The sequence below is a fragment of the Paracoccus marinus genome (assembly GCF_007018965.1).
GTDB classification, from domain to species: Bacteria; Pseudomonadota; Alphaproteobacteria; order Rhodobacterales; family Rhodobacteraceae; genus Paracoccus; species Paracoccus marinus.
Map to the genome: position 1 here is coordinate 272,995 of NZ_VJYZ01000005.1, position 24,436 is coordinate 297,430.

The following is a 24,436-nucleotide window of genomic DNA, read 5'->3' on the forward strand; positions in this document are numbered from 1 at the left end:
CATGCGCGTCGTCATCCATGCCGGCATGCACAAGACCGGATCGAGCGCGGTCCAGCAGCATTTCGCGGGCCACCCGACGCCCGGCGTCTCTTACGCTCCGTGGAACGAGGGCAATCACTGCGGCCTGTTCATCCTGCTGTTCGAGGACCCCGAAAAGGCGGCGCGGTACCACGGCTTCGTCCATCGAGGGCCCGAATACATCGCGCAGCTGCCCGCCATGCGCGAGGAATGGCTGTCGCGGCTGCGCGCGACGATGGACGCGGCCGGCACCGACACCGTGGTGTTTTCGGCCGAGGACATCTCGCTGCCGATCTATCGGGACGCGGTCGTGCGGATGCGCGATTTCTTCGCCGCGTGGACCGACCGGATCGACGTCGTGGCCTATGCCCGCAGCCCGCGTTCGTTCGCGGTCAGCGCGTTCCAGCAGATGGTCAAGGACGGTCTGAACCGCCTCGCCCCCGAGGAGCTTTGGCCGCACTACCGCGCCCGGTTCGAGCTGCTGGACCAGATCTTCGGGGCCGACCGCGTCGATCTGCGGACCTACGACCGGGCCGAGCTGATCGGCGGCGACATCGTGCGCGACTTTGCGGCGGTGCTGGGCGTCGCGGCGGGCGGCCAGATCGCGCCCGACGTGAACGCGACGCTGAGCGCCGAGGCGACGGCGCTGCTGTTCGCGCAGCGCAAGCTGGGCGACAACCTTCCGACCGGGTTCCCGGGCGCGCAGGTGGCCAACCACGTCTTCACCACCCGCATGTCCGCGCTTGGCCGTTCGCGGTTCGACTTCTCGGACGCGCTGTGGGCGCCGGTCATGCAGCGCCACGCCGACGACATGGCCTGGATTCAGTCGCGTATGGGGCGGCCGCTTGTCGACAGGCGAGCGCAGGGCGCGATCTCGATCGGGTCCGAGGGTGATCTGCTGGCGCTTGCCCATGAGAGCCGCGGCCTGATCGAAAAGGCGCTCAGGGACTGCATCGCCCAGCCGCGCCGTCCCGACCTGCGCGACACCATCCGGGCCGTGGACCAGTTGAGAAAGCTGAGCACCTGAGATGACCCCGCTCGACCAGAAGAAGCTTCAGCGCCGCGCGTCCAAGGCGATGCGGGCCGTCCGCGGCGCCAGCACGGCGCTGCCCGACTTGCGGCGCCGGGCCATCGTCGTTCTGGGGATGCACCGCTCCGGCACCTCGGCCCTGACCGGGGTGCTGGCCGAGATGGGTTGCACCATGCCCGAACACCTGATGGCGCCCGAAGAGATGAACCCCAAGGGCTTCTTCGAATCCGACGCGGTGACGGGGCTGAACGAACGGCTGCTCGCCTCGGCCGGGATGCGCTGGTTCAGCTTTCCGCCGTTCCCGCGCGAATGGTACCGCTCGGCCGCCGCCGCCGAGTTCGCGGCCGAAGCGGACGAAACGCTGCGCGCCGAATACGGCGACGCCGACATCTTCGCGATGAAGGATCCCCGGATCTGCCGCCTGGTCTCGTTCTGGGACGCCGTGCTGCGCCGCGCCGGTTGCCGGCCGGTCTATGTCTGCACGCACCGCCACCCGGTGGACGTGGCATCCTCGCTTCAGTATCGCAGCGGCTACGATCTGGATTACGGGCTGCTGCTGTGGCTGCGCCACCAGCTGGACGCTGAGGCCGACAGCCGCGGCAAGCCGCGCGTGTTCGTGAGCTACGACCAGCTGATGAGCGACTGGGCCACGTCGGTGACGAAGATCGGGGCGTCGCTGAACATCGCCTGGCCGCTAAGCGTGGACGAGGCGCGGCCGGGGGTCGAAGGGTTCCTCAGCAGCGCGCTGCGGAACTTTGCCGCCCGCGACGACGACGGGTCCTCGCCGATGCCCGACTGGGTGGCCGAGGTGCATGTCATCATCGAACGCTGGGCCGCGCTTGGCGAGGACGCGGCCGACCATCCCCGCCTTGATGCGATCCGCGCGCATCTGGACGCAGCCACCCCGACGCTGGGTCAGGCGGTCCGGGGGCTGCAGTCGCGGGCCGAGGAAAAGAAGGCCCAGGCGGGCGTGATCGCCGGGCTCGAGGAACGGCTGGTCGCCGAAACGGGCGCCCTGACCGACCGCCTGGCCGCCGAGGCTGCGGAACTGAACGATCGTCTCGTCACCGAAACCACCGCGCTGAACCGGACTTTCGCGGTCGAGCGCGCGGCGCTGGAAAACCGCTTCGCCGCCGAGCGCGCGCAGCAGAACGACCAGCTTGCCGCCCGGGATCAGGCGCTGGCTGCGGCGAACGAGCGCGCGGCGCTTCTGGACAACGTCATCCTGCAGCGCGCGCAGGAGATCGAGGACCGCACCCGCGAGGCGGCCGAGGTCACGGCACGGCTTGCCGCGTTGCAGGCCGACATGGACCGGCTGCGCTCGCAACACGACGCGCTGCGGGTCCGCCACGACCGCGAGAACCGGCAGCTGCGCCAGATGACCACCCATGTCGCCGCGCTGATGCTGCGCGACGTGGACGAGCGGCTGGACGGCAGGACGCCGGCTGCCGCCGCCACGCCGGCCGGGGCTCGACCCGGCATGCCCGAGCCTGCGCCGGGCGACGCAAGCCAGACCGGCACCGCCGGGCAGGCGCGCGTCGAGGAACTCGAGCGGCAGCTGGCCGAGCTGTCACGCCACAGCGCCGGGCTCGAGGTCGCGGTGCGGGAACTTACGTCCAGCACGTCATGGACGATGACGAAGCCGATGCGTTGGATGTCGGGCCGCGTGCGCCGCAAACCCTGAGACACACTCGGGCCACGCCGGGCCGGCACGGCGCCGCGCCCAGCCGATCGGATCAGTCCGGCAGCGGGGTAAAGGCGGTGAGCAGTTCGGCCACGCCCTGCTGCAACGGCACCTGCGGCTGCCAGCCCAGCACGTCCTGCGCGCGGCGGCTGTCCAGCACGTTGCGCGGCACGTCGAAGCCGCGCGCGGCCTCGAATGTAACCTCTGGGCGGGCGCCGCGCACCCGCTCGATCATGTCGAGGATGTCGTTCAGCGTCGTGCCGCTGCCCGCGCCGATGTTGACCTGGATCCCGTGAACTTCGGCGTCCGCCGCCATTACCAGCGCCCGCGACACGTCGTCGATATGGACGAAATCGCGTTCGACGCTGCCGTCGCCCCAGATGGTGATCGGGCGGCCCTGCGCCGCGTGGTGGCAGAAGGTGGTGACCGCGCCATGCGCCTTGTCGATGTTCTGGCGCGGCCCGTAGGGGTTGGCGATCCGCAGCGCCAGCGTCGAAAGCGGCCGCTTGCCGCGTCCGTCGTAGAGCCGCAGATACTGCTCGCAGGCAAGCTTCGACACGCCATAGGCCGACATCGGCCGCGTTGGATGGTCCTCGTCCACCGGCAGCCGCTCGGGCGGGCCATAGACCGTGCCACCCGACGAGGCGAAGACGACGCGCCGCACCTCGGCCTCGACGGCGCGGTCCAGCATCATCACGGTGCCGATGATGTTTTCCTGCGCGTCGACCAGCGGGTCGCGGTCGGCCTCGCGCGGGAACTTGGTGGCGGCCAGGTGGAACACGGTGTCCACGCCCACCATCGCCTCGGCCAGCAGCTCGCGCTGCAGGAAGCTGCCGCCCCAGTGCGTCAGGCGCGGATCGGCGATCTGCCCCGCCACGAAGTCGAGGTTGCGGACCGCCCAGCCGTCGCCCAGCAGGCGGCCCAGCAGCGCCTGCCCGATGAACCCGCCGCCGCCCGTGACCAGCGCGACGCGCTCGTTAGCTTTTGGGGACATCTCGCGCTCCGCTTGTGGCTTGCAAAGGGATTACGGACTGTCGCGCGACTGCGCAAGCATGGCCGGGCGGGACCGGCGGCGCATGGCCTGCGTCAGTTGGCCCGAGGGGTCGCGGCGGCGTCGGCGAGGTTCGGGTCCCACGGCGGCACCTGGCCGAACCGATCCGCCGCCCAGTCCAGAAAGGCGCGCAGCCGCGCGGGCGGGCGGCGGTCGCCGGGCCACACCGCGAACACGCCGTCAAGCTCGGTCGCCGGGTGGTCGAGGTCCAGCGCGACCAGCCGCCCCGCGCGCAGGTCGTCGCACAGGATGAAGGTGGGCTGGCTGATGATGCCTTGCCCCGCCACCGCCGCGGCGACGAGCGCGTCGCCGTTGTTCGCGCGCAGGTTGCCCGCGAGCGGCACCTTCACGGCCCCGCCCGGCCCGAACGACCATTCGTCGGGCGCGTTCGACGAGGCGAGCGTGTAGCTGAGGCAGTTATGCGCGCCGAGGTCGGCCACGCACCGGGGCGTGCCGTGGGCGGCCAGATAGGCGGGCGAGGCCGCCACCGCGACCCGGCAGGGCGCCAGCCTGCGCGCGATCAGCCCGCCTTCGCGCAGGCGGCCGATGCGGATCGCCACGTCCCAGCCTTCGTCGATCAGGTTCACCACGCGGTCGTTCAGCCCCAACTCGACCCGCAACGCGGGATGCAGCGCCTGGAACGCGGGCAGGACCGGGGCGAGGATGCGGGTCGTGAACGACACCGGCGCGCTGACCCGCAGCGTTCCCGTGACCTCGATCCGCTCGGCCGCGGCGGCGGCGTCGGAGCGGTCGAGTTCCTCCAGAATCCGCTCGGCGCTTTCCAGGTAACGCTGCCCGGCCTCGGTCAGGGTGATGCGGCGCGTGCTGCGGTGAAGAAGCCGGACCCCCAGCCGCCCTTCCAGCGCGGCCATGTGCTTGGTGGCCATGCTTTGCGACATGCCAAGCGCGCGCGCCGCGCCCGACAGGCTGCCAAGCGCCGCGACGCGGGCGAACACCTGCAACCCCGTGAACCGATCCAGCATCGCCTGTCCCTGTCCCTGTCCCTGTGAGTGTGAGCTGTAGCCACCCGAAAGGTGATTATCATCGTGGCAGCCACAGTCCATATCATGCACGCAAGGACAGGAGAGTACGCGATGCAGGATCACGTTTCGACGACCACCGCCGGGATCACCTCGGCCGGGGCATCGCTGCGGATCGGGTCGGTGGCGCTGACGGTGCGCGACCTGGATCGGGTGAGCCGCTTTTACCGCGATACGATCGGGCTGGCCCCGATCAGCACGGACGGAAACATCCACCAGCTCGGCGCGGGCGGGCGGGTGCTGATCGAACTGCGCCACGATCCCGACGCCGCGATCGCCGACCGGCGGCAGGCGGGGCTGTTTCACACCGCCTTCCTGCTGCCCCGCCGCGAGGACCTGGCCGACTGGCTCGTCCACGCGGCCACTACCGGCGTGCGGATTGACGGCGCGTCCGACCACCTGGTCAGCGAGGCGCTGTACCTGACCGACCCCGAGGGGAACGGGATCGAGATCTACCACGACCGCCCCAGCGAGGCGTGGCCGCGCGAGGCCGACGGCCGGATCGGCATGGCGACGCTGCGGATCGACCTTGACGATCTTGCCGCGGCGGCCGGTCCCGGACCCTTTGCGGGCATGCCCGACGGCACCATCGTCGGTCACGTCCACCTGCAGGTGGGCGACCTGGACGCGGCCGGGGATTTCGTCGCCGGCACCTTGGGGATGCCGGTCACCAGCACGTATCGCGGCGCCGTGTTCTTCGGCGCCGACGGCTACCACCACCATCTGGGCGCGAACATCTGGAACAGCCGCGGCGCGGGCCCGCGTGCCGAGGGCACCACCGGGCTGGCCGGGATCCGGCTTCTGGCGGCGCCTGCGGCGTTCCGCCGGCTGGAAGCGCGGCTTTCGCGCAACGGTGACGGTCTTCTCGAGGTTCGCGACCCCTGGGGCACGCGGCTTGTCTTTGAAGAAAAGTGAAGCGGGGCGCATACTTGCACCTGCGAAGACGACCGCGCCGCAACGACGGCGCGGGGCTGAAGACAGGCATTCACAATTGAAGGAACTATCATGATGACGACCACCTGGGCGCCGCGCGCGCTGAGCATCCTGCGGATCATGGCCGGGCTTCTGTTCATGGCGCACGGCACGCAGAAGCTGCTGGGCTTTCCCGCCTCGGCCGATGCGGCGGGCGGGCCGCTGCCGCCGATGATGATGGCCGCGGGCATCATCGAGCTTGTGACCGGGATCCTGATCGCGATCGGCCTGTTTACCCGGCCGGCGGCGTTCCTCGCCTCGGGGCTGATGGCGTTCGCCTATTTCATCGCCCACGCGCCGCAAAGCTTCTTCCCGGTGCTGAACGGCGGCGATGCGGCGGTCCTGTTCTGCTTCGTGTTCCTGTACCTCGCAGCCGCTGGCGGCGGCGAGTGGAGCATCGACGCCGCCCGCAATCGCGGCACGGGCGACCGGCGCACCATCTGAGACACTGGGCAGCGTTCGTTCACACGGCCAGTCCGAAATGCGACCGGAGCCATACTGGCTCCGGTCGTTTTCGTCCATCGGGGCTGGTGCGGCGTCAGTCCATCGTGACGTTCGCGTCCGTCACCACCGGTTCCCACTTGGTCATCTCGGCCTTGACGTGCTGGGCCAGTTCCTCGGGCGACGAGGCGACGATGCTGGCGGAAAACTCGCCCATCCGCGCGACCACGGCGGGATCGGCCATCGCCGCCACGGCGGCGGCGTTCAGCCGCGCGACCGCCTCGGGCGGGGTGCCCGCGGGCGCGAAGAGGGCGTTCCAGCTGTAGGTTTCATAGCCCGGCAGCGTCTCGGCGATCGCGGGCACGTCGGGGAAGGACGGCGCGCGTTCCGCCGTGGTCACGCCAAGCGCTCGCAGCTTGCCGCTGGTGATGTGGCCCGATGCCGAGGGCAGGTTGTCGAAGATGATCGGCACCTGGTTGCCCAGCACGTCGGTCAGCGCGGGACCCGAGCCCTTGTAGGGGATGTGGGTGATGTCCACGCCCGCCATCGCCTTGAACAGCTCGCCCGACAGGTGCAGGGGCGTGCCGTTCCCGGACGAGGCGTAGGCCAGCGGCTGGGTCTTGGCCAGGTCGATCAGTTCCTGCACGTTCTGGACCGGCAGTTCGGGGTTGACGGCCAGCACGTTCGGCACCAGCACCAGCAGCGACACCGGCGCGAAGTCGGCGACCGGGTCGTAGGGCTTCTGCTTCAGGATCAGCGGGTTCAGCGCGTGGGTCGCGACGGTGCCCATCAGGATGGTGTAGCCGTCCGGGTCCGCCTCGGCCACCTGCGTGGCACCCAGGCTGCCGCCGGCGCCGCCGACGTTCTGGACGACGACCTGCTGGCCAAGGTCCGCGCTCATCCGCTCGGCCACGATCCGGCCGACCACGTCGGTCGAGCCGCCGGCGGCGAAGGGGATCACGAGGGTGATCGCGCGGTCGGGGTAGTCGGCGGCGGCCGCGCCGGCCAGGCCGAAGACGAAGGCCGTTCCCAGCAGGATCCGGCGGGTCAGGGTGAGCGTCATTGTTTCCTCCCGTGGTGTGATGTCGTGGTTGCGGGGCGGGGCGGCCGTCGCGCGCCCCTGCCGGGTTCAGCCGTCGCTTTCGGTGAACACCTCTTCGCGGCGCTTGCGGATCTGGGGCAGGAACACGAGGACCAGCACCGCGAGCGCCAGCACCAGAAGCCCCGCGCTGATCGGCCGGGTGACGAAGGTCGTCGGATCGCCCCGCGACAGGATCATCGCCCGGCGCAGGTTTTCCTCGAGCAGCGGGCCAAGGACGAAGCCCAGGAGCAGCGGCGCGGGCTCGAACCGCAGCTTCGACAGGACGTAGCCCAGGAACCCGAAGAACGCGACCGCGAACAGGTCGTAGACGTTCGAGTTCACCGAATAGACCCCGATCGAGCACATCGCCATGATGATCGGGAACAGCACGTAATAGGGTACCGTCAGCAGCTTCACCCACAGCCCGATCAGCGGCAGGTTCAGGACCACCAGCATCAGGTTGCCGATCCACATGCTGGCGATGATGCCCCAGAACAGGTCCGGCTGCTCGGTCACGACCCCCGGGCCCGGGACGATCCCCTGGATGATCATCGCGCCGATCATCAGCGCCATCACCGGGTTCGCGGGGATGCCGAGGGTCAGAAGCGGGATGAAGCTTGTCTGCGCGCCCGCGTTGTTCGCGCTTTCCGGGCCCGCGACGCCGGCGATCGCGCCGTGCCCGAACTCTTCGGGGTGTTTCGAGAGCTTTTTTTCCAGCGTGTAGGATGCGAAGGACGCAAGGATCGCGCCGCCACCCGGCAGGATGCCCAGAACCGATCCGACGCCGGTGCCGCGCAGCACGGGGCCGATGATCTGGCGCAGCTCGGGGCCGCTGGGGAACAGGCGGTTGATGTTGCGGGTCATCACCTGCCGCTCGTGCTCGTCCTCGAGGTTGCGCAGGATCTCGGCGATCCCGAACACGCCCACCGCCAGCGCGACGAAGTTCAACCCGTCGGCGAACTGCGTGATCCCCAGCGTGAAGCGGGGCGTGCCGGTGTAGATGTCGGTGCCGACGATCCCCAGCAGCAGGCCCAGGATCACCATGGCCAGCGCCTTCAGCACCGTCCCGTGCGCCAGCGCGACGGACATGACGAGGCCCAGCACCATCAGGCTGAAATATTCGGCCGCCCCGAACTCCAGCGCGATGGCGGTCAGCGGCGGGGCGAAGATCGCGACGAGGAAGGTGGCGACGGTTCCGGCGAAGAACGACCCCAGCGCGGCGGTGGCGAGCGCGGTTCCCGCGCGGCCCTTGCGCGCCATCTGGTAGCCGTCGATGGCGGTCACCGCGGACGAGCTTTCGCCCGGCATGTTGATGAGGATCGCGGTGGTCGATCCGCCGTACTGCGCGCCGTAGTAGATGCCGGCGAGCATGATGAGCGAACTCACCGGCTCCAGCTGGAAGGTGATCGGCAGCAGCATGGCGATGGTCGCGGTCGCGCCGATCCCGGGCAGCACCCCGATCAGCGTGCCCAGCAGCACCCCGATCAGGCAGAACCCCAGGTTGGCGAAGGACGACGCGACCGAAAAGCCCAGGCCGAGGTTGGAAAGAAGCTCCATCGTCACGTCCTCAGAAGTCGAGCCAGGGGCCGACCCGCCGGAACGGCAGGCCAAGCCCGTAGCTGAAGATCAGCGTCGAGATGATCGTGACCAGCACCGCCAGCACGAGCGCGGGCAGGGGCCGCATCCGGGCCGATGCCTGCGACGCGATCAGCGCGGTGAAGAACAGCGCGGGCACGAAGCCCAGGCCCCGCACGGTCAGGCCGAAGAACACCGGCGCGGGCAGGATGAACAGCATCCCGCGCCACGCGACCGGACCCATCGGCTCGCCCGTCCGTCCGAAGGATTTGAGAAACACCAGGACGCCCAGCAGGAACAGAAGGCCCGACAGCACCATCGGGAAATAGCCCGGTCCCATCCGCAGCGAGGTGCCGATTTCCAGCCCCGCCGTCTGCCAGCCGAAGAACGCCGCCGCCGCCATCAGCAGCAGCCCGGCGATCATGTCCGTGTCGTCGCGTGGTTTCGTGGCCATCGGGTGTCCTTGGTCGTGCAGGATGGGTCCGCCGCCCGGATCCCGGGCGGCGGCGGGTCGGGCGCGTCAGTCGGCGTAGACGCCGGCGGCTTCGATCACGGGCTTCCAGCGCGCGATCTCGGATTCGAGCTTCGCCTTCAGCGCCTCGGGCGTGGCCTGTTCGGCGGTCGCGGGCGCGGTGCCCAGTTCCGCCATCGACGTGGCGACGCTTTCGTCCGCCAGCGCCTTTTGCAGCGACGCGGACAGGCGCTGGTTCACCTCGGCCGGGGTGCCCTTGGGGGTGTAGATGCCGTGCCAGATCGAAACCTGCACGTCGGGAAGCCCGCCCTCGATGGTGGTCGGCAGGTCGGGGAACAGGGCCAGCCGCTCGGGCATGGTCACGGCATAGGCCTTGATCGTGCCGCCCTTGATCTGCTGCGTGGTGTTGGTCGTCTGGTCGCACATGATGTCGACCTGACCGCCCAGAAGGTCGGTCATCGCCGGGCCGGTGCCCTTGTAGGGGACGGTCACCAGCGGCACGTCCAGTGCCTGCATCATCAGCATGCCGCACAGGTGGCTCGCCGCGCCGATGCCCGCGTTCGCCATCGTCAGCTTGTCGCCGTTCGCCTTGACGTAGCTGACGAAGGCCGGAAAGTCGGCGGGCTCGAAGTCCTTGCGCGCCACGACGACCATCGGCACGTCGGTCACGAGGCCGACATAGTCGAAGGCGTTCTCGGTATCGTAGGCGAGGTTGCGATAGAGCGTGTCCGAGGTCGCCATGCCGATGTGGTGCAGAAGGACGGTGTAGCCGTCGGGGTCGGCCTTGGCGACCTGGCCCGCGCCCAGCGTGCCGCCCGCGCCGCCCACGTTTTCGACGATGACCTGCTGGCCAAGATCGGCCGACATGCGTTCGGCCACGAGGCGGGCGACGGTGTCGGTGGGGCCGCCCGCCGCGAACGGCACGATCATCGTGACCTGGCGCTCGGGGTAGCCCTGCGCGAATGCCGGGGCGGCCAGCATCATGGCGGCGCTGACGGCGCCGATCAGTTTGGAAACGGACATGTAACCTCCCAGTTCATCCGCGGGCGCCGCTTCTCAGCGCGCCGATCGGGAAAGACTGGAGCGAGGGTGCCGCTTTCGCCAACGACAATCATGCGGCAGGCGAAAGATTATATGACGGTTTGATGCAATATGGGTGGGAACGGTAACATTGGGCCGCGGGGTTCGGGTGAAAATCCACCCAGCCGCGGGTCAGCCGGCATCGTCATCGCCCGGCTCGACGATCAGCCGCCGGTCCAGGCCGTATTTCTGCATCTTCTCGTAAAGCGTCTTTCGCGAGATCCCCAGGTCCTCGTAGACCGCGCGCAGCCGCCCCTTGTGAAGCCCGATGGCGCCCGCGATCAGGCTGCGCTCGAACTGGCCCACCCGGTCGGGCAGCCGCGCGCCGGCCAAGCCGCCGTCCCCGGCGATCCGGCCGGGATCGTCCAGCCCCAGCACCATCCGCTCGGCCAGGTTTCGCAGCTCGCGCACGTTGCCGGGCCAGTCCCGCGCGGCAAGGCCCGACAGGAACGCCGACGGCAGCTCGCGTTCAGGTCGCTTGTGGCGCGCGGCGGATTCGCGGATCAGGTGCAGGAACAGCAGAGGGATGTCCTCGCGCCGGGCCGACAGGGGCGGAACCCGCAGGACCGCGACGTTCAGGCGCCAGAACAGGTCCTCGCGGAACTGGCCGCGGGCGACAAGCGTGGACAGGTCGACCTTGCTGGTCGCCACGAACCGGACATCCAGCGGCACCGGATCGTTCGCGCCAAGGCGGGTGATGACGCGTTCCTGCAAGACCCGCAGCAGCTTGGCCTGCGTGTCGGGCGGCATCGACCCGATCTCGTCAAGCAGCACGGTGCCGCCGCGCGCGTGTTCGAACTTGCCGAAGCGTGGACGCAGCGCGCCCGGAAACGCGCCCGCCTCGTGCCCGAACAGCTCGCTTTCGATCAGCGCCTCGGGCAGCGCCGCGCAGTTGATGGCGACGAAGGGCCGCCCCGCGCGGGCGGAAATGTCGTGCAGCGTGCGGGCCACGACCTCTTTCCCTGCGCCGGTCGGGCCGATGATGAGCGCGTCGGCGTCGGATGCGCCGATCGCGCGCAGCCGGTAGCGCAGGTCCACCATCGCCTCGGTCCGGCCGGGCAGCCGCGCCTCGACATCGTCGCGCTTGCCCGCGACCGCGCGCAGACGGCGGTTGTCCAGGATCAGGTCGCGGTGGTCGATTGCGCGGCGGATCACGGTGGCGAGGTCGTGGACGACGAAGGGCTTCTCGATGAAGTCATAGGCGCCGCTGCGGATCGCCTCGACCGCCAGCGGCACCTCGGCGTGACCGGTGAAAAGGATCACTGGGATGTCCGGGTCGATCTCGTGCAGGCGGCCCAGGAGCGTCATCCCGTCCATGCCCGGCATCCGGATGTCGCTGACGACCGCGCCGGCAAAGCCGGGGCCTGCGAGCGTCAGCGCCTCTTCGCCCGACGCCAGCGCCTCGACGGCAAAGCCCGCGAGGTCGAGCGCCTGCGCGGTCGAGCGGCGCATCTGCGCGTCGTCGTCGACCAGAAGCACGCGCGATCCGGTCACGGCATGTCCTCGGCGGGGGCGATCGGCAGGCGCACCCGGAACTCGGCCCCCGGGCCGGGGTCCGCGTCGTGGCAGGCGATGGTGCCGCCGAAGTCGCGCACGATGTTGGCCGTGATCGACAGCCCCAGCCCCAGCCCAAGCCCCAGCCCCGCGCCGACCCCCTTGGTGGTGAAGAACGGATCGAAGATCCGCTCGGCTATGGCTGCGGGCACGCCCGGCCCGTGGTCGCGGACGCGGATCACGACGCCCCCGCCGTCCACCCGCGCGCTCAGCCGGATGCGGCGGTCGGGCCCGCCCTCGACCGCGTCGGCCGCGTTGGTGACCAGGTTCACCAGCACCTGTTGCAGCCGGGTGGGCCCGGCCCGCAGCGGCGGCAGGTCGGCCGGCACGTCGATCAGAAGCTCGGCCCGGCAGGTGGCGAGCCGCGCGGCCACGATGGTGCGCGTTTCCGCCAGCAGCGATTGCAGCAGGACCCCGCCGGGCCGCGCGGCGGGCTTGGCGGCCGCGTCGCGCAGGTGGCGGCCGATCGCGGACATCCGGTCAACCAGCGACAGGATTTCGGCGATGTTTTCGCGCGCCGCCGCCGTGTCGCCGCGGTCGATCAGGATCGCCGCGCTGTCGGCGTAGTTGCGGGCGGCGGCGAGCGGCTGGTTGATCTCGTGCGAAAGCGCCGCCGACATCTGCCCCAGCGCCGCCAGCTTTCCGACCTGGACGAGGCTCGCCTGTGCGGCGCGCAGCTCGGCCTCCGTCGCGCGGCGTTCGGCCACCTCGCGTTCCAGCCGGTCGTTGACGCGGGCGAGGTCGGCGGTCCGCGCCTCGACCCGGCGTTCCAGCTCGGCCCGGGCGAAACGCTGCATCGCGATCCGTTCGGCCACCTGCGCGCGGCGCTGGATCAGCATCACTGCCCCGAAGGCGGCCGCGCCCAGCATCAGGAACAGGCTTGCGACCGCCAGCTGCGTTTCCCGGCGCAGCTCGGCCGTGTCCAGCAGCACATGGACCGTCCAGCCCGCCTTGGGCATCGTCTCGGACGCGGCGATATAGTCGTCGCCCGCCACGCGGAACACCGGCACGCCGAAGACCTGCCGCCGTTCCAGCGCCAGATCGCCCAGCGGCGCGTCGGCGTAGCGGCGGGTCGCGCGCGTCCGCGCCAGCCGTTCTTCGGTCGCGGGATCAAGGCTGCGGTAAAGCCAGCTCGGCTCGGACGACATGAACACCCGCCCCTCGGGGTCCGTCACGACGACGCGGTGATCGCCCCCGCGCCACGACTGCTCGATCCGGTCGACGCCGACCTTGACCGCGACCACGCCCGCGATCCGCCCCGAGCGGCCGAACACGGGCGCCGAATAGAAATAGCCGCGCACGCCCGAGGTGGTGCCGATCCCGTAGAACCGCCCCGGCCCGCCCTTCATCGCGTCGATGAAATAGGGGCGGTAGCTGAAGTTCTTGCCGACGAAGCTCGCCTCGCCCAGCCGGTGGTTCGAGGCGGCGATCGTCTCGCCGTCGGTCTTGATGACGTAGATGTCGGACGCGGCGATGGCGGCGCTTTCCTCTTCCAGCCACAGGTTCGTGGCCTGCCGCAGGCCCGTGTCGTCGGGGCTGGCGACAAGCCGTTGCAGCATGTCGAGATCGCCCACCAGCTGCGGCACTACCTCGTGCCGGGCAAGGTCCGCGTCCAGCGCGTTGACGGTCAGGCGCAGCGCCGTCTCGGCCCGCGCATAGGCCGAGGCGTGATAGTGTCGGTGGGCGAGCCGCGCCCCGGTCCAGACGAGCAGGGCCAGCAGCGCGACCACCGCCAGCAGCAGCCCGCGCCGCCCGCGGGCGAAATCGCGCAGGCGCGCGCGCGGCGCAAGGCCGGCGGGCAGGGGCGGGGCGGCGTTCAGGGCCAAGGCGGGTCTTTCGTTCCGGTGCGCGGGGCTGGGCGGCGGGGCGGGACGGCGGCGGCGGGATCGGGGTGACGTAGGGCGGGCCGGCGCAGTGTGCCCCGCCGCCCGCCGCCCTGCAACGACGCGTCCTCTCGCGCCAACCCCGCGCGGCTGATATGGCGGGCCGTCCCGCAGCGTTTCCGGTGAGTGCCCCATGACCATGATCGACCATGCCGCCCTGACGACCGCGCTGGACAGGCTGCCCGCCCGCTATCCCGGCCCCGGCGGCGTCGCGGGCGTCGTCCACGAGGGGCGGGTCGTGGCCGCCCGCGCCTGGGGGCATGCGGATGTCGAGACTGCGCTGCCGATGGCGCGGACGCTGCGGCTGCCGATCTGCTCGATCTCCAAGCAATTCACCTGCGCCGCGCTGCTGGCTTCCATCGGCGATCCGGCCCGCCTCGACGCCCGGCTGCGCGCGTTCCTGCCCGCGTTCACCGGTCCGCTGCCGACCGCCCGCCAGCTTTGCGACAACCGCTCCGGCCTGCGCGACTACTGGGCGCTTTCGATCCTGCAGGGTGCGGTGGCCGAACGGCGGCTGACCCGCGGCGACGCGCTGCCGTTGATCGCGGCGATGCGGACCGGGCACTTCGCGCCGGGCAGCGCGTATTCCTATTGCAACGCGAACTTCCGGCTGCTGGCCGAGATGATCGAGGCCGAGACCGGCGAGACGCTCGAGGCGCTGTGCCGCCGCCATGTCTGGGACCCGGCCGGGATGGCGACGGCGGTGATGGCCAGCGACACGTCCGAGCGGCTGGACGGGGTGACCGGGTACGAAGGCAGCGACGCGACCGGCTTCCTGCCGGCGGTGAACGGCGCGTGGTGGCTGGGGGACGCGGGGATCGCCGCCTCGCTTGACGACATGCTGGCCTATGAGGCGTGGATCGACGCCACCCGCGACGACCCGCGCGGGCTTTACCGGCAGCTTTCGAAGCCGGCGTTTCACGACGACGGCACGCCCGCCGGTTACGCGATGGGCCTTGGCTTCAGCACCGTCGCGGGGCTGGCCGCGACCGGCCACGGCGGTGCGCTTCGCGGGTTCAGGGCGCAGCGCCTTCACATCCGGGATGCGCGGCTGTCGGCGGTGGTGATGTTCAACCACGAAGCCAGCGCCCATGTCGCCGCAGCCGACCTGCTCGACGCGGCACTGGGGCATCGCGCGCCGCCGCCGGCGCCGGTCCCCGACGGCTGGGACGGGCAGTGGCTTTGCCGCGAGACGGGCCTGATCGCGCGGATACAAACCGGACGCACCGACGCGTGCCTGCGCTATGCGGTAGGGGCCGAGGCGTTGCAGGTCGACGGTGACGCGCTGGCGGCGCCGGGCATCCGCGTCGAACGCGTCGGGGACGGCCTGCGGATGACGCGGGCGCTGGATCACGAGGTCCTGGCGTTCGATCCGCTGCCGGTCGTCGAGGTGGCGGACGGGTCGGAAATCGCGGGCAGCTTTGCCTGCGACGAGCTGGGCGGCGCGACCATGCAGGTCGAGGCGCGGGACGGCGGGGTCCATGCCCGCTTTACCGGCGTGATGGGCACCGGGCGGTTCGAGCGGCTGGTGCCGGCGGGCAAGGACGTGTGGCTGCTGGCCACGCGGCGGTCGCTGGATGCGCCCGCGCCGGGCGACTGGACCGTCATCGTCCGACGGGGCGCGGCGGGTGGCGTGACCGGCCTGACGGTCGGCTGCTGGCTCGCCCGCGCGCTCGACTATCGCCGGGCAGGGTAGGGGCCGACGCTCACGTCTTGTCGGCCGCGCCTGCGTACTGGTCCACCGCGCCGCCCATCTGCAGCATCAGCGTCTCCATCGAGATCGAGTCCGGCCCGTAGGGGTAGAAGTCGGACTTGTCGCCGCGTTTCCACTTCGCGCGCATCTCGGGCGTCGTGATGTCCCAGTCGGCATAGGTGTCGCGCGCGACGGTCCGAAGGTCGGCGTGCAGTTCCGCCGTCGAGGGGCGGCCCCAGTAGTAGTAGCCGTTATAGACCTTGAACACCTTCAGGCCGCGCCCCAGCACGATGGTGTGCGGAATCATCACGTCCTGCGTGGTGTCGGTGTATTCCTTGATATCGAGGTCCTTCTGCACCACCCGATCCTCGTCATAGAGGAACGGCCAGTGCGCCGAGGTCTGCTGGCGATAGTTGTTGGTCGCGTGCCAGTCGTCCGTGGTGATCGTCACGACCTGGGTGTAGCCGACGACCAGCTGCGGGTGGAACCGCACCAGCTCGAGCATCTGCTGGCGGTCCTTGGGGCAGAACGATCCGCGCGTCAGGAACACGATCATCAGCTGGTCGCCCTGAAGGTCCGACAGCCGGCGCATCGTCTTGGTGTGGTCGGGCAGGGTGAAGTCGGGGAAGGTCGCCCCTGGCTTGATGTCGCTTCGCATTCGTTTGCTCCTTCGTGGCGGCCGGTCGTCTCGGGAGGTCAACGGGGTGATGCAACGCGCGTTCCACGATGCAATGCGCGGAACCTCGTATTCCGCCGGCGCCGCGTTGCAGCGGACCGCGGTCTGCGATCTCGGCCAACCCGGGAAATTAATCCTAACTTATGTCCTCTCGCCCACGTGAACATCCCTATTCACGCGCACCCCTGCCCAATAGCAGGAACATCATTCTATATTAAGACTGACTCACAGGAGGCGTCAGCCATGGACCATTTCCCCATCTTCGTCCGCACGCAGGGTCGGCGCGTGTGTCTCGCGGGTGGCGGGGATGCGGCGCTGGCGAAGCTGCGACTGCTGATGAAGACGCAGGCGACGCTGGTCGTGTTCGCCGCCGATCCCGCGCCAGAGATCGAGGGCTGGGCGGGGCAGGGGCTGCTGAAGCTGGTCCGGCGCGAGGTGCAGCCCGGCGACGCGCGGGGGGCCGTCATCGCCTATGCCGCGCACGAGGACGAGGATGCCGACGCGCGCGCCCTGCGGATCATGGCCGGCGACGGGGCGCTGGTGAACGTCGTCGATGACCTGGAACGGTCGCAGTTCATCACCCCCGCGATCGTGGACCGCAGCCCGGTCGTCGTCGCGATCGGGACCGAGGGCGCGGCCCCGGTGCTTGCCCGCCGGATCAAGGCCGACCTGGAAGAACGCCTGCCGGCAACGCTCGGCCGCCTGACGGATGTCGCGCGCGGGTTCCGCGCCCGCGCCGAAAGGCTGCGCCACGGTGCGCCGCGCCGCCGGTTCTGGGCCGACTGGTTCGAACTGGACGGGCCGCGCGCGTCGGGTCGCGGGGCCGATCTGGATGCCGCGCTGGGCGACCTTCTGGACCGTCACCTCTCGGCCGCCCCGCGCGCGGGCCACGTCGATTTCGTCGGCGCGGGCCCGGGCGATCCCGAGTTGCTGACGCTCAAGGCCCGCGCGGCGCTCGACCGCGCGGACGTGGTGATCCACGACCGGCTGATCGCGCCCGCGATCCTTGAACTCGTCCGGCGCGAGGCGATGCTGGTCGAGGCGGGCAAGGAAGGGTTCGGCCCGTCGATGGCGCAGGGCGACATCAACGATCTGATGATCCGCCACGCCCGCAAGGGGCGCCATGTCGTGCGACTGAAATCCGGCGATCCGGGCGTGTTCGGTCGCCTGGACGAGGAATCCGGGGCGCTGGAGGCGGAGGGGATCGCGTTCGCCGTCGTCCCCGGCATCACCGCCGCCTCGGCCGCCGCCGCGGGCATCGGCCGCAGCCTGACCCGGCGCGGCCGCAACGCCGAGGCGCGATTCCTGACCGGCCACGACATGAAGGGCTTTGCCGATCAGGACTGGACCGCGCTCGCCCGCCCGGGCGCGGTCGCCGCGATCTACATGGGCAAGCGCGCCGCGCGCTGGATGCAGGGGCGGTTGCTGATGCACGGCGCTGATCCGGCGACCTCGGTGACTGTGGTGGAGAACGCCTCGCGCCCCGACGCCGTGACCGTGGCTGCGACGCTGGCCACGTTGCCCGACGCGGTCGAGGGGCTGGACGGTCCCGCTGTCATCTTGATGGGCATCGCGCCGCGCGACACCGCCGCCATCGCCCTTCCCGTTCCCGCCGGCGCGCTGCGCCAGGAGTCCGCCCGATGAGCCGCCGTTCGTTCGCCCCCAAGGTCGTCACCGCCAATCACCTGCTGGAAGGCGACGTGGTCTATCTGTCCGCCGCCGACGAATGGGTCCGGGACCTGTCCATGGCCGAGCTGATCGACGACGAGGCGCACGCGCAGCTGCGCCTGCTCGACGCCGAAAAGCAGCGGAACGTGGTGGTCGGCGCCTATCTCGCCGACATGGCGCCGACAGGCGCGGGCCCGGTGCCCGTGCATTTCCGCGAGGCGTTTCGCGCCTCCGGCCCGTCGAACCGGCCCGAACACCGCCGCGCCCCGCCCGCGCCCGCGACGCCCGACCCGATCGTGGTGCCGCGAAGCGATGCCCGCCAGACCGAAGGTGCCCTCTGATGTACCAGTACGACGACTTTGACCGCGCCTTTCTGGACGAGCGCAACCGCCAGTTCCGCGCCCAGGTCGAACGCCGTGTAGACGGCGCGCTGACCGAGGATGAGTTCAAGCCGCTGCGGCTGATGAACGGCGTTTATCTGCAGCTTCACGCCTACATGCTGCGGGTGGCGATCCCCTATGGCACGCTGCGTTCGGACCAGATGCGCGCGCTCGCGGACCTCGCCGAACGCTGGGATCGCGGCTACGGTCATTTCACGACCCGGCAGAACATCCAGTACAACTGGCCGCGCTTGGCCGACATCCCGGACATGCTGGACCACCTCGCGACCGTGGGGCTGCACGCGATCCAGACCTCGGGCAACACGATCCGCAACGTGACCGCCGACCACTTCTCGGGCGCCGCCGCCGACGAGATCGCGGACCCGCGCCCGGTGGCCGAGCTGCTGCGCCAGTGGTCCACCGACCATCCGGAGTTCCAGTTCCTGCCGCGCAAGTTCAAGATCGCGATCACCGGCTCGCCCAACGACCGCGCCGTCACCCGCTCGCACGACATCGGCCTGCGGATGATCGAGCGGGGCGGCGAGGCGGGGTTCGAGGTTCTGGTGGGCGGCGGCCTTGGCCGGACGCCGCTGATCGGGCAGGTGCTGCGGGACTTCCTGCCCCGGGCGGACCTGCTGCCTTACGTGGAATCGATCCTCGCCGCCTACAACGCCGCCGGGCGGCGCGACAACAAGTACAAGGCGCGGCTGAAGATCACCGTTCTGGAAGGCGGGCTGGACGAGTTCCGCGACGCGGTGGAGGCCGAGTTTCCCGCCCGCCGCGCCGCCTTCACCGGCGTCGATCAGGCGCTGCTGGCCGACATCACCGACTTCTTCGCACCCCCCGCCTTCCGCGACGCGGACGAGGGCCTGCTGGATGCGGCCCGCGCGGTCGATCCGGTGTTCCGGGCGTGGACCGACACCAACCTGCACCCGCACCGCCGCGCCGACCACGCCATCGTCACCCTGTCTCTGAAAGCGCACGGGGCGACGCCGGGCGACGCCACGGCGGAACAGATGCGGGCGATGGCCGATCTCGCCGACGCCTACGGCTACGGTGAGCTTCGGATCAGCCACGAGCAGAACGTCATCCTGCCGCATGTGCCAAAGGACGCGCTGCCGGCGCTGCACCGGGAGCTGAAGGCGCAGGGCCTCGCGACCGCCAACGTGGGCCTTGCGTCGGACATCATCGCCTGCCCTGGCATGGACTACTGCGCCCTTGCCACCGCCCGGTCGATCCCGGTCGCGCAGGCGATCGCGCTGGCGCTCGAGGAACGCGAGGCCGAGGTCGGGCAGCTGAAGATCAAGATCTCGGGTTGCATTAACGCCTGCGGGCATCACCACGTGGGGCATATCGGGATCCTGGGCCTCGATCGGGCGGGCGTCGAAAACTACCAGATCACGCTGGGCGGCGACGGCACCGAACGTGCGGCCATCGGCGAGCGCACCGGCCCGGGCTTTCCCGCCGACCGGATCGTGCCCGCGATCGAACGACTGGTGGACGCCTATCTCGACCTGCGCGAAGACGCGGACGAGCCCTTCATCGACACCTACCGCCGCGTCGGCATGGACCCCTTCAAGGCCGCCCTTTACGATCAGGCAGGGGATACCGCCCATGCCGCATGATCTGGCGCCCATGGACCTGTCGGACGCGACCTCGGCGGAGCTTGCCGACCGCGCGGCCGCGCTGAACGCCGCCTATCGCAACCACTCGGCCTTTGCGGTGATGAGCCGCGCGATGGACGACCCGTCGGTCGGCACCGTCGCGCTGGTGTCGTCGTTCGGGGCGGAATCGGTCGTGCTGCTGCACATGCTGTCGGTGATGGACCGCCGCCGGCCGGTGCTGTTTCTGGAAACCGGAATGCTGTTTCGCGAAACGCTGGACTATCAGCGCGATCTGGCCGAACGCTTCGGCCTGACCGACCTGCGGCTGATCCGCCCGGACGACGCCGCGCTGGCGGCGGTGGACCCGGACGGCACGCTCAACACCCGCGACACCGACGCCTGCTGCGCGGTCCGCAAGGTCCGCCCGCTCGAACAGGCGCTGGCGCCGTTCGACGCCTGGATCACCGGCCGCAAGCGGTTTCAAAGCGGCACCCGCGCCGCGCTCGAGTTCTTCGAGCCCGACGGGGCGCGGCTGAAGATCAACCCGCTGGCCTGCTGGACGCCCGAGGACGTGCGCGACTACATGGACAACAACCGCCTGCCACGCCACCCGCTGGTCGCCAAGGGGTTTCCGTCCATCGGCTGCGCGCCCTGCACCACGGCGGTCGCGCCCGGCGAGGACCCGCGCGCCGGACGCTGGCGCGGCAAGACCAAGGAAGAATGCGGCATCCACTTCGTGAACGGGCGCATGGTGCGCGGCCCGGCGCCGAAGGCCGACGAAACGATGGGGGAGACGATCGTGGCCAAGGATATTGTGGCGGAAGACCGGGGCGTCGAAGCGCCCGCGCCCGAGCTTGCCGCTGACGCGCCGGCCGCGCCCGTGATCGCGCGTGACGACGGCTTCAGCGCCGAGGACTGGCACGCGCCCTTCGACGCGCTGGCCGACCTGACCGAGGCAGGCGCGGCAGCCGTTGACGTGCCGTCCGACGCCGATCCGGCCGCGCTTGCAGGCAGGCTGGATGCCGCCCGCATCATCCGGGTGGACTTCCCGTCGTTCTCGGACGGGCGCGGCTTCACCATCGCCAGGCGCCTGCGCGAGATGGGCTATACCGGCCGGCTGCGCGCGCGGGGCGTGATCGCCGACCAGTACGCGATGGCGCGCCGGTCCGGGTTCGACGAGGTCGAGGTCGCCCCCCAGCTGGCCGCCCGCCAGCCCGAGGACCAGTGGCTCGCCCGCGCGCAATGGCGCGCCAACGACTACCAGGCCCGCCTGCGCGGCTGACGCCCCGCGCTTTCCCGACCGACCCACGGCGACGCCCGCCGGCCGAAAGGATGTCCATGAACCAGATCGCCGCCACCCCAAACGCCGCCACGGCCGAAACCGTCGCCGCCCCCGTGGCCGCCCCTGTGGCCACCCCCGCCACGATCCCCGATGCGACCGAGGTCACGGCCGTCACCCACTGGACCGACCGGCTGTTCTCGTTCCGCTGCAAGCGGCCGGCGGCGCTGCGGTTCCGGTCGGGGGAGTTCGTGATGATCGGCTTGCCGGGCGATCCCGACCCGGTCACCGACCGCAGCAAGCCGGTCATGCGCGCCTATTCCATCGCCTCGCCCGCCTGGGACGACGAGCTCGAGTTCTATTCGATCAAGGTCGCGGACGGGCCGCTGACCTCGCGGCTTCAGCACGTCCGGCCCGGCGACCTGATCATCCTGCGGCCCAAGCCTGTGGGCACGCTGGTCCACGACGCGATCCTGCCGGGGAAACGGCTGTGGCTGTTCGCGACCGGCACCGGCTTCGCGCCGTTCGCGAGCCTGCTGCGCGAGCCCGAGACGTGGGAGCGCTTCGACCGCGTGATCGTCACCCACACCTGCCGCGAGGTCGCGGACCTGGCTTACGGGCGCGCGATCGTGGCGGCGTTGCCCGACGATCCGCTGATCGGTGAGCTGGTCGGCAACAAGCTCAGCTACTATCCCACGACCACGCGGCAGGACAGCGTTCACACCGGCCGGATCACCGACCTGCTGCGGGCGGGGACGGCGCAGCGCGACCTGGGGATCGACGCGATTTCGGCCGCGACCGACCGCGCGATGATCTGCGGATCGCTGGACTTCAACATTGACATCAAGGCCGTCCTCGAAGGGTTCGGGCTGGGGGAGGGCGCGAACTCGGACCCGCGCCACTACGTCGTCGAAAAAGCTTTTGTCGGCTGAACGAGGCCGTCTTGCCGCAGGATGCGGAGCCCCGCCACTTTACATTCATCCATGACTGTATATTACTGCGCCTCGACAACGGGTGTGGGCGATGCGGCGGACCAAGGAAGAATCGGAGCTGACGCGCGCCGCGATCCTGAACGCGGCCGAGCGGGTGTTCTGCGAGCAGGGCTTCGCAGGCGCGACCATCGACGGGATTTCCCGCGCCGCCGGCCTGACGCGGGGCGCTTTCTACTGGCACTTCAAGGACAAGGCCGAGCTTCTTGGCGCGCTTTATGCGCGATCTGTGCTGCCACAGGAACTGATCCTCAGCAGCGCGGCCGAAACCGGCAGCGATCCCCTGTGCTCGCTCATGGATGCGGGCGTCGCATCGCTGCGCGAGTTCGAGGAGGACGAGGGCAAGCAGCGGATGTTCCGCATCATGTCCGACATGACCATCGGCGACGACGCGCGGACGAACCTTGCGCGGGTCGACGCCGAACTCGATGCGCTGATCCTGCGCGTGATGACCTGCGCCAAGGATACCGGCGGGCTGCATCCTGAAATCTGCGCGCGCGAGGCGGCGGTGTTCGTGGGCGTCACCATCGGCGGTCTGCTGGCCGAATGGCTGCGCTCGGGCAAGTCGTTCCCGCTTGCGTCCTACGGCGAAAAGCTGCTGCGCCGCCACATCGCGATGCTGCGCGGCGATGCGGTGGGCTGCGGGCTGGCGCCTGCGCCCGGACCCGCGCCGGAAACTGCCGCCGCACCGGCCGCCATAACCGACTGACCAGACCCGAACCGCCCGGCCAGCGTTGGCCAAACCCCAGGCGCCCCGCCGCCCCAACCGATCATCCGAAGGCTCGCCATGCCCCGCACCGTCCGCCCCCGCCGTCCGTCCCGTCCTGTTCAGGGCGGCCGCTTCGGCCATATCGCCGTGACCCTTGCGGGCGCGATCCTGACGGCGTTGCCCGCCGCCGCGCCGGCGCAGGACCAGGCGGGTGGCGAGGCGCCGCCGCCCGCCAGCGTCTCGGTCGTCACGGCGCAGCCCACCGACTACACCATGACCGTGCGCCTGCCCGGGCGGATCAAGGCGTCCACCATTTCCGAGGTGCGGCCGCAGGTGTCGGGCATCATCCGCGAGCGGCAGTTCGAGGAAGGGGCCGAGGTCGAGGCGGGCCAGCCCCTGTATACCATCGAGCCCGACACCTATGCCGCGGGCGCGGCGGCGGCGCGCGCGGGCGTCGCGCAGGCGCAGTCGAACTTCGACCTCGCCGCGCGCGAGGCCGACCGGGCCGAGGAACTCTTCGCGAACAACACCACGCCGGGCCAGCGCCGCGACAGCGCCATCGCCGCGCGCGAAAGCGCGGATGCCGCTCTGCAACTGGCCAAGGCCGAGCTGCAGGCGGCCGAGATCGACCTTGAGCGGACGACGATCCGGGCGCCCATCGCGGGCGTGATCGGCTTTTCACAGGCGACGCCCGGCACGCTGGTCGCGGCCCAGCAACCCGAACCGCTGACCACGATCCGCGCGCTCGATCCTGTCTATGTCGATGTCACGCAGTCGGCCAACGACCTGTTGCAGTGGCGGCAGTCGGCTGAACACGGCGGCGTGCTGGCGACGGGGCAGGCGACGCTGATCCTGCCCACCGGCGACACCTACCCGATCAAGGGCGAGCTGCGCGCGGCCGAGCCGCAGGTCGAGCCGACCACCGGCATGATCGCGCTGCGGATCGCGTTTCCGAACCCCGACCAGCTGCTGCTGCCCGGCCTTTACGTCGAGGTCGAGCTGCCGCAGATGGAGGAAGAGGACGCCTATCTCGTCCCCATGGCGGCCGTGATGCGCGACGCCGAGGGCGCGCCGTCGGCCTGGGTGGTCGAGAACGGGACGGTCGCGGCGCGGCCGCTGACGGTTCTCACGTCGGACGAAAGCAACTGGGTCGTGACCGACGGGCTGAAGCCGCGCGACCAGATCATCACGGCGGGCTTCCAGAAGACCGGCCCCGGCGCGCCGGTTGTCATCGCCCCTCCCGCAGGCGCACCCGCAGGCGCACCCGCAGGCGTTCCGGCCCCTGAGGCGGCCGCCGATGGCGCCCCCGCCCAGGCCGCACCCGCCGAAGGCGGCGCGCCGGGCGAGGCACCGGCACCCGTTGGCGAGGCTGCCGCGCCGCAGGCGCCCGTCGATGGCGCAGCCGCCCCGGCCGCCGACGCGCCCGCGCAAGCGCCCGCAGCCACCGAACCTGCCGCGCGCGACCCCGCGACCGACCCCGCGTCCGGCCCCGCAGCCGCCGCGCCCGAAAGCACCGGCACCGCCCCGGCATCCGACGCCGCGCCGGAAGGAAACTGA

The 24,436-nt window shown here is 70.6% G+C and carries 21 protein-coding genes and 1 pseudogene; 13 read left to right on the forward strand and 9 right to left on the reverse strand.

Annotated features, from left to right (window positions below; translation table 11 throughout):
• The first annotated feature begins 1 nt into the window (after window position 1).
• Window positions 2–1,045, forward strand: coding sequence for a hypothetical protein (locus FNF32_RS03905; protein ID WP_131674106.1), 1,044 nt, complete (start codon window positions 2–4; stop codon window positions 1,043–1,045).
• 1 nt (window position 1,046) lies between these two features.
• Window positions 1,047–2,732 (forward strand): sulfotransferase, encoded by a 1,686-nt coding sequence (locus FNF32_RS03910; protein ID WP_131674107.1) that lies wholly within the window; start codon window positions 1,047–1,049, stop codon window positions 2,730–2,732.
• 52 nt (window positions 2,733–2,784) lie between these two features.
• On the opposite strand, the gene FNF32_RS03915 is transcribed toward FNF32_RS03910, so the two are convergent.
• On the reverse strand, window positions 2,785–3,726 hold the full coding sequence (locus FNF32_RS03915; RefSeq protein ID WP_131674108.1) for an NAD-dependent epimerase/dehydratase family protein: 942 nt from the start codon (window positions 3,724–3,726) through the stop codon (window positions 2,785–2,787).
• 92 nt (window positions 3,727–3,818) lie between these two features.
• Window positions 3,819–4,766 carry a LysR family transcriptional regulator gene (locus FNF32_RS03920; protein WP_131674109.1) on the reverse strand — a complete coding sequence of 316 codons (948 nt, stop codon included), beginning with the start codon at window positions 4,764–4,766 and terminating at the stop codon, window positions 3,819–3,821.
• Between the two features lie 111 nt (window positions 4,767–4,877).
• Here FNF32_RS03920 and FNF32_RS03925 point away from each other — a divergent pair, with 111 nt between their 5' ends.
• Both FNF32_RS03925 and FNF32_RS03930 read left to right on the forward strand, forming a co-directional pair.
• Window positions 4,878–5,738, forward strand: coding sequence for a VOC family protein (locus FNF32_RS03925; RefSeq protein ID WP_221930645.1), 861 nt, complete (start codon window positions 4,878–4,880; stop codon window positions 5,736–5,738).
• 90 nt (window positions 5,739–5,828) lie between these two features.
• The gene (locus FNF32_RS03930) at window positions 5,829–6,239 is read left to right on the forward strand and encodes a DoxX family protein (protein WP_185961837.1); all 411 of its coding nucleotides are present in this window, start codon (window positions 5,829–5,831) and stop codon (window positions 6,237–6,239) included.
• A 94-nt stretch (window positions 6,240–6,333) separates the two neighbouring features.
• Here FNF32_RS03930 and FNF32_RS03935 read toward each other — a convergent pair whose 3' ends face one another.
• From FNF32_RS03935 to FNF32_RS03960, 6 genes are all read right to left on the reverse strand, one after another.
• Window positions 6,334–7,299, reverse strand: coding sequence for a Bug family tripartite tricarboxylate transporter substrate binding protein (locus tag FNF32_RS03935; RefSeq protein ID WP_131674111.1), 966 nt, complete (start codon window positions 7,297–7,299; stop codon window positions 6,334–6,336).
• Between the two features lie 66 nt (window positions 7,300–7,365).
• Window positions 7,366–8,874 (reverse strand): tripartite tricarboxylate transporter permease, encoded by a 1,509-nt coding sequence (locus FNF32_RS03940; protein ID WP_131674112.1) that lies wholly within the window; start codon window positions 8,872–8,874, stop codon window positions 7,366–7,368.
• A 10-nt stretch (window positions 8,875–8,884) separates the two neighbouring features.
• Window positions 8,885–9,346 (reverse strand): tripartite tricarboxylate transporter TctB family protein, encoded by a 462-nt coding sequence (locus tag FNF32_RS03945; RefSeq protein ID WP_131674113.1) that lies wholly within the window; start codon window positions 9,344–9,346, stop codon window positions 8,885–8,887.
• Window positions 9,347–9,412: 66 nt separating this feature from the next.
• Entirely contained in the window at window positions 9,413–10,387 is a 975-nt protein-coding gene (locus FNF32_RS03950) for a tripartite tricarboxylate transporter substrate-binding protein (protein ID WP_131674114.1), read from the reverse strand.
• Between the two features lie 189 nt (window positions 10,388–10,576).
• Window positions 10,577–11,938: a sigma-54-dependent transcriptional regulator gene (locus tag FNF32_RS03955; RefSeq protein WP_131674115.1), complete on the reverse strand. Its 1,362-nt coding sequence runs from the start codon at window positions 11,936–11,938 to the stop codon at window positions 10,577–10,579.
• Window positions 11,935–13,824 (reverse strand): sensor histidine kinase, encoded by a 1,890-nt coding sequence (locus FNF32_RS03960; protein ID WP_246087670.1) that lies wholly within the window; start codon window positions 13,822–13,824, stop codon window positions 11,935–11,937. The genes FNF32_RS03955 and FNF32_RS03960 overlap by 4 nt, the downstream gene beginning before the upstream one ends.
• 190 nt (window positions 13,825–14,014) lie before the next feature.
• On the opposite strand from FNF32_RS03960, the gene FNF32_RS03965 reads away from it, so the two are divergent.
• Window positions 14,015–15,577, forward strand: a complete 1,563-nt coding sequence (locus tag FNF32_RS03965; protein ID WP_131674116.1) for a D-aminopeptidase — start codon at window positions 14,015–14,017, stop codon at window positions 15,575–15,577.
• A gap of 10 nt (window positions 15,578–15,587) precedes the next feature.
• On the opposite strand, the gene FNF32_RS03970 is transcribed toward FNF32_RS03965, so the two are convergent.
• Complete coding sequence (locus FNF32_RS03970; protein WP_131674117.1) at window positions 15,588–16,232, reverse strand: redoxin domain-containing protein; 645 nt, start codon at window positions 16,230–16,232, stop codon at window positions 15,588–15,590.
• Between the two features lie 261 nt (window positions 16,233–16,493).
• Between FNF32_RS03970 and cysG the strand changes: the two genes are divergently transcribed.
• From cysG to FNF32_RS04005, 8 genes and pseudogenes are all read left to right on the forward strand, one after another.
• Window positions 16,494–17,894 (forward strand): siroheme synthase CysG, encoded by a 1,401-nt coding sequence (gene cysG / locus FNF32_RS03975; RefSeq protein ID WP_131674118.1) that lies wholly within the window; start codon window positions 16,494–16,496, stop codon window positions 17,892–17,894.
• A complete protein-coding gene (locus FNF32_RS03980) occupies window positions 17,891–18,259 on the forward strand; it encodes a DUF2849 domain-containing protein (protein ID WP_131674119.1) in 369 nt (122 codons plus the stop codon). The genes cysG and FNF32_RS03980 overlap by 4 nt, the downstream gene beginning before the upstream one ends.
• Entirely contained in the window at window positions 18,259–19,923 is a 1,665-nt protein-coding gene (locus tag FNF32_RS03985) for a nitrite/sulfite reductase (protein ID WP_131674120.1), read from the forward strand. Before FNF32_RS03980 ends, FNF32_RS03985 begins: the two co-directional genes overlap by 1 nt.
• Window positions 19,924–19,933: 10 nt before the next feature.
• Window positions 19,934–20,680 (forward strand): annotated as a pseudogene (locus FNF32_RS15405) (phosphoadenylyl-sulfate reductase); the annotation flags it as partial.
• Window positions 20,681–20,686: 6 nt separating this feature from the next.
• Window positions 20,687–21,184, forward strand: a complete 498-nt coding sequence (locus FNF32_RS15410) for a DUF934 domain-containing protein (protein ID WP_221930652.1) — start codon at window positions 20,687–20,689, stop codon at window positions 21,182–21,184.
• A 56-nt stretch (window positions 21,185–21,240) separates the two neighbouring features.
• Window positions 21,241–22,113, forward strand: a complete 873-nt coding sequence (locus FNF32_RS03995; protein WP_131674121.1) for a ferredoxin--NADP reductase — start codon at window positions 21,241–21,243, stop codon at window positions 22,111–22,113.
• 91 nt (window positions 22,114–22,204) lie between these two features.
• Window positions 22,205–22,879 (forward strand): TetR family transcriptional regulator, encoded by a 675-nt coding sequence (locus FNF32_RS04000; protein WP_131674122.1) that lies wholly within the window; start codon window positions 22,205–22,207, stop codon window positions 22,877–22,879.
• 78 nt (window positions 22,880–22,957) lie between these two features.
• Complete coding sequence (locus FNF32_RS04005; RefSeq protein WP_143796486.1) at window positions 22,958–24,436, forward strand: efflux RND transporter periplasmic adaptor subunit; 1,479 nt, start codon at window positions 22,958–22,960, stop codon at window positions 24,434–24,436.

What these genes read in the sequence shown, in the direction of transcription:
- FNF32_RS03920 (WP_131674109.1), bottom strand. Translation starts at nt 4,766, where the DNA reads ATGCTGGATCGGTTCACGGGGTTGCAGGTGTTCGCCCGCGTCGCGGCG.
- FNF32_RS03980 (WP_131674119.1), top strand. Translation starts at nt 17,891, where the DNA reads ATGAGCCGCCGTTCGTTCGCCCCCAAGGTCGTCACCGCCAATCACCTG.
- FNF32_RS03945 (WP_131674113.1), bottom strand. Translation starts at nt 9,346, where the DNA reads ATGGCCACGAAACCACGCGACGACACGGACATGATCGCCGGGCTGCTG.
- FNF32_RS03930 (WP_185961837.1), top strand. Translation starts at nt 5,829, where the DNA reads ATGATGACGACCACCTGGGCGCCGCGCGCGCTGAGCATCCTGCGGATC.
- FNF32_RS03905 (WP_131674106.1), top strand. Translation starts at nt 2, where the DNA reads ATGCGCGTCGTCATCCATGCCGGCATGCACAAGACCGGATCGAGCGCG.
- FNF32_RS03910 (WP_131674107.1), top strand. Translation starts at nt 1,047, where the DNA reads ATGACCCCGCTCGACCAGAAGAAGCTTCAGCGCCGCGCGTCCAAGGCG.
- FNF32_RS03985 (WP_131674120.1), top strand. Translation starts at nt 18,259, where the DNA reads ATGTACCAGTACGACGACTTTGACCGCGCCTTTCTGGACGAGCGCAAC.
- FNF32_RS15410 (WP_221930652.1), top strand. Translation starts at nt 20,687, where the DNA reads ATGGGGGAGACGATCGTGGCCAAGGATATTGTGGCGGAAGACCGGGGC.
- FNF32_RS03940 (WP_131674112.1), bottom strand. Translation starts at nt 8,874, where the DNA reads ATGGAGCTTCTTTCCAACCTCGGCCTGGGCTTTTCGGTCGCGTCGTCC.
- FNF32_RS03935 (WP_131674111.1), bottom strand. Translation starts at nt 7,299, where the DNA reads ATGACGCTCACCCTGACCCGCCGGATCCTGCTGGGAACGGCCTTCGTC.
- FNF32_RS03950 (WP_131674114.1), bottom strand. Translation starts at nt 10,387, where the DNA reads ATGTCCGTTTCCAAACTGATCGGCGCCGTCAGCGCCGCCATGATGCTG.
- FNF32_RS04000 (WP_131674122.1), top strand. Translation starts at nt 22,205, where the DNA reads ATGCGGCGGACCAAGGAAGAATCGGAGCTGACGCGCGCCGCGATCCTG.
- FNF32_RS03965 (WP_131674116.1), top strand. Translation starts at nt 14,015, where the DNA reads ATGACCATGATCGACCATGCCGCCCTGACGACCGCGCTGGACAGGCTG.
- FNF32_RS03925 (WP_221930645.1), top strand. Translation starts at nt 4,878, where the DNA reads ATGCAGGATCACGTTTCGACGACCACCGCCGGGATCACCTCGGCCGGG.
- FNF32_RS03995 (WP_131674121.1), top strand. Translation starts at nt 21,241, where the DNA reads ATGAACCAGATCGCCGCCACCCCAAACGCCGCCACGGCCGAAACCGTC.
- FNF32_RS03970 (WP_131674117.1), bottom strand. Translation starts at nt 16,232, where the DNA reads ATGCGAAGCGACATCAAGCCAGGGGCGACCTTCCCCGACTTCACCCTG.
- FNF32_RS03915 (WP_131674108.1), bottom strand. Translation starts at nt 3,726, where the DNA reads ATGTCCCCAAAAGCTAACGAGCGCGTCGCGCTGGTCACGGGCGGCGGC.
- FNF32_RS04005 (WP_143796486.1), top strand. Translation starts at nt 22,958, where the DNA reads ATGCCCCGCACCGTCCGCCCCCGCCGTCCGTCCCGTCCTGTTCAGGGC.
- cysG (WP_131674118.1), top strand. Translation starts at nt 16,494, where the DNA reads ATGGACCATTTCCCCATCTTCGTCCGCACGCAGGGTCGGCGCGTGTGT.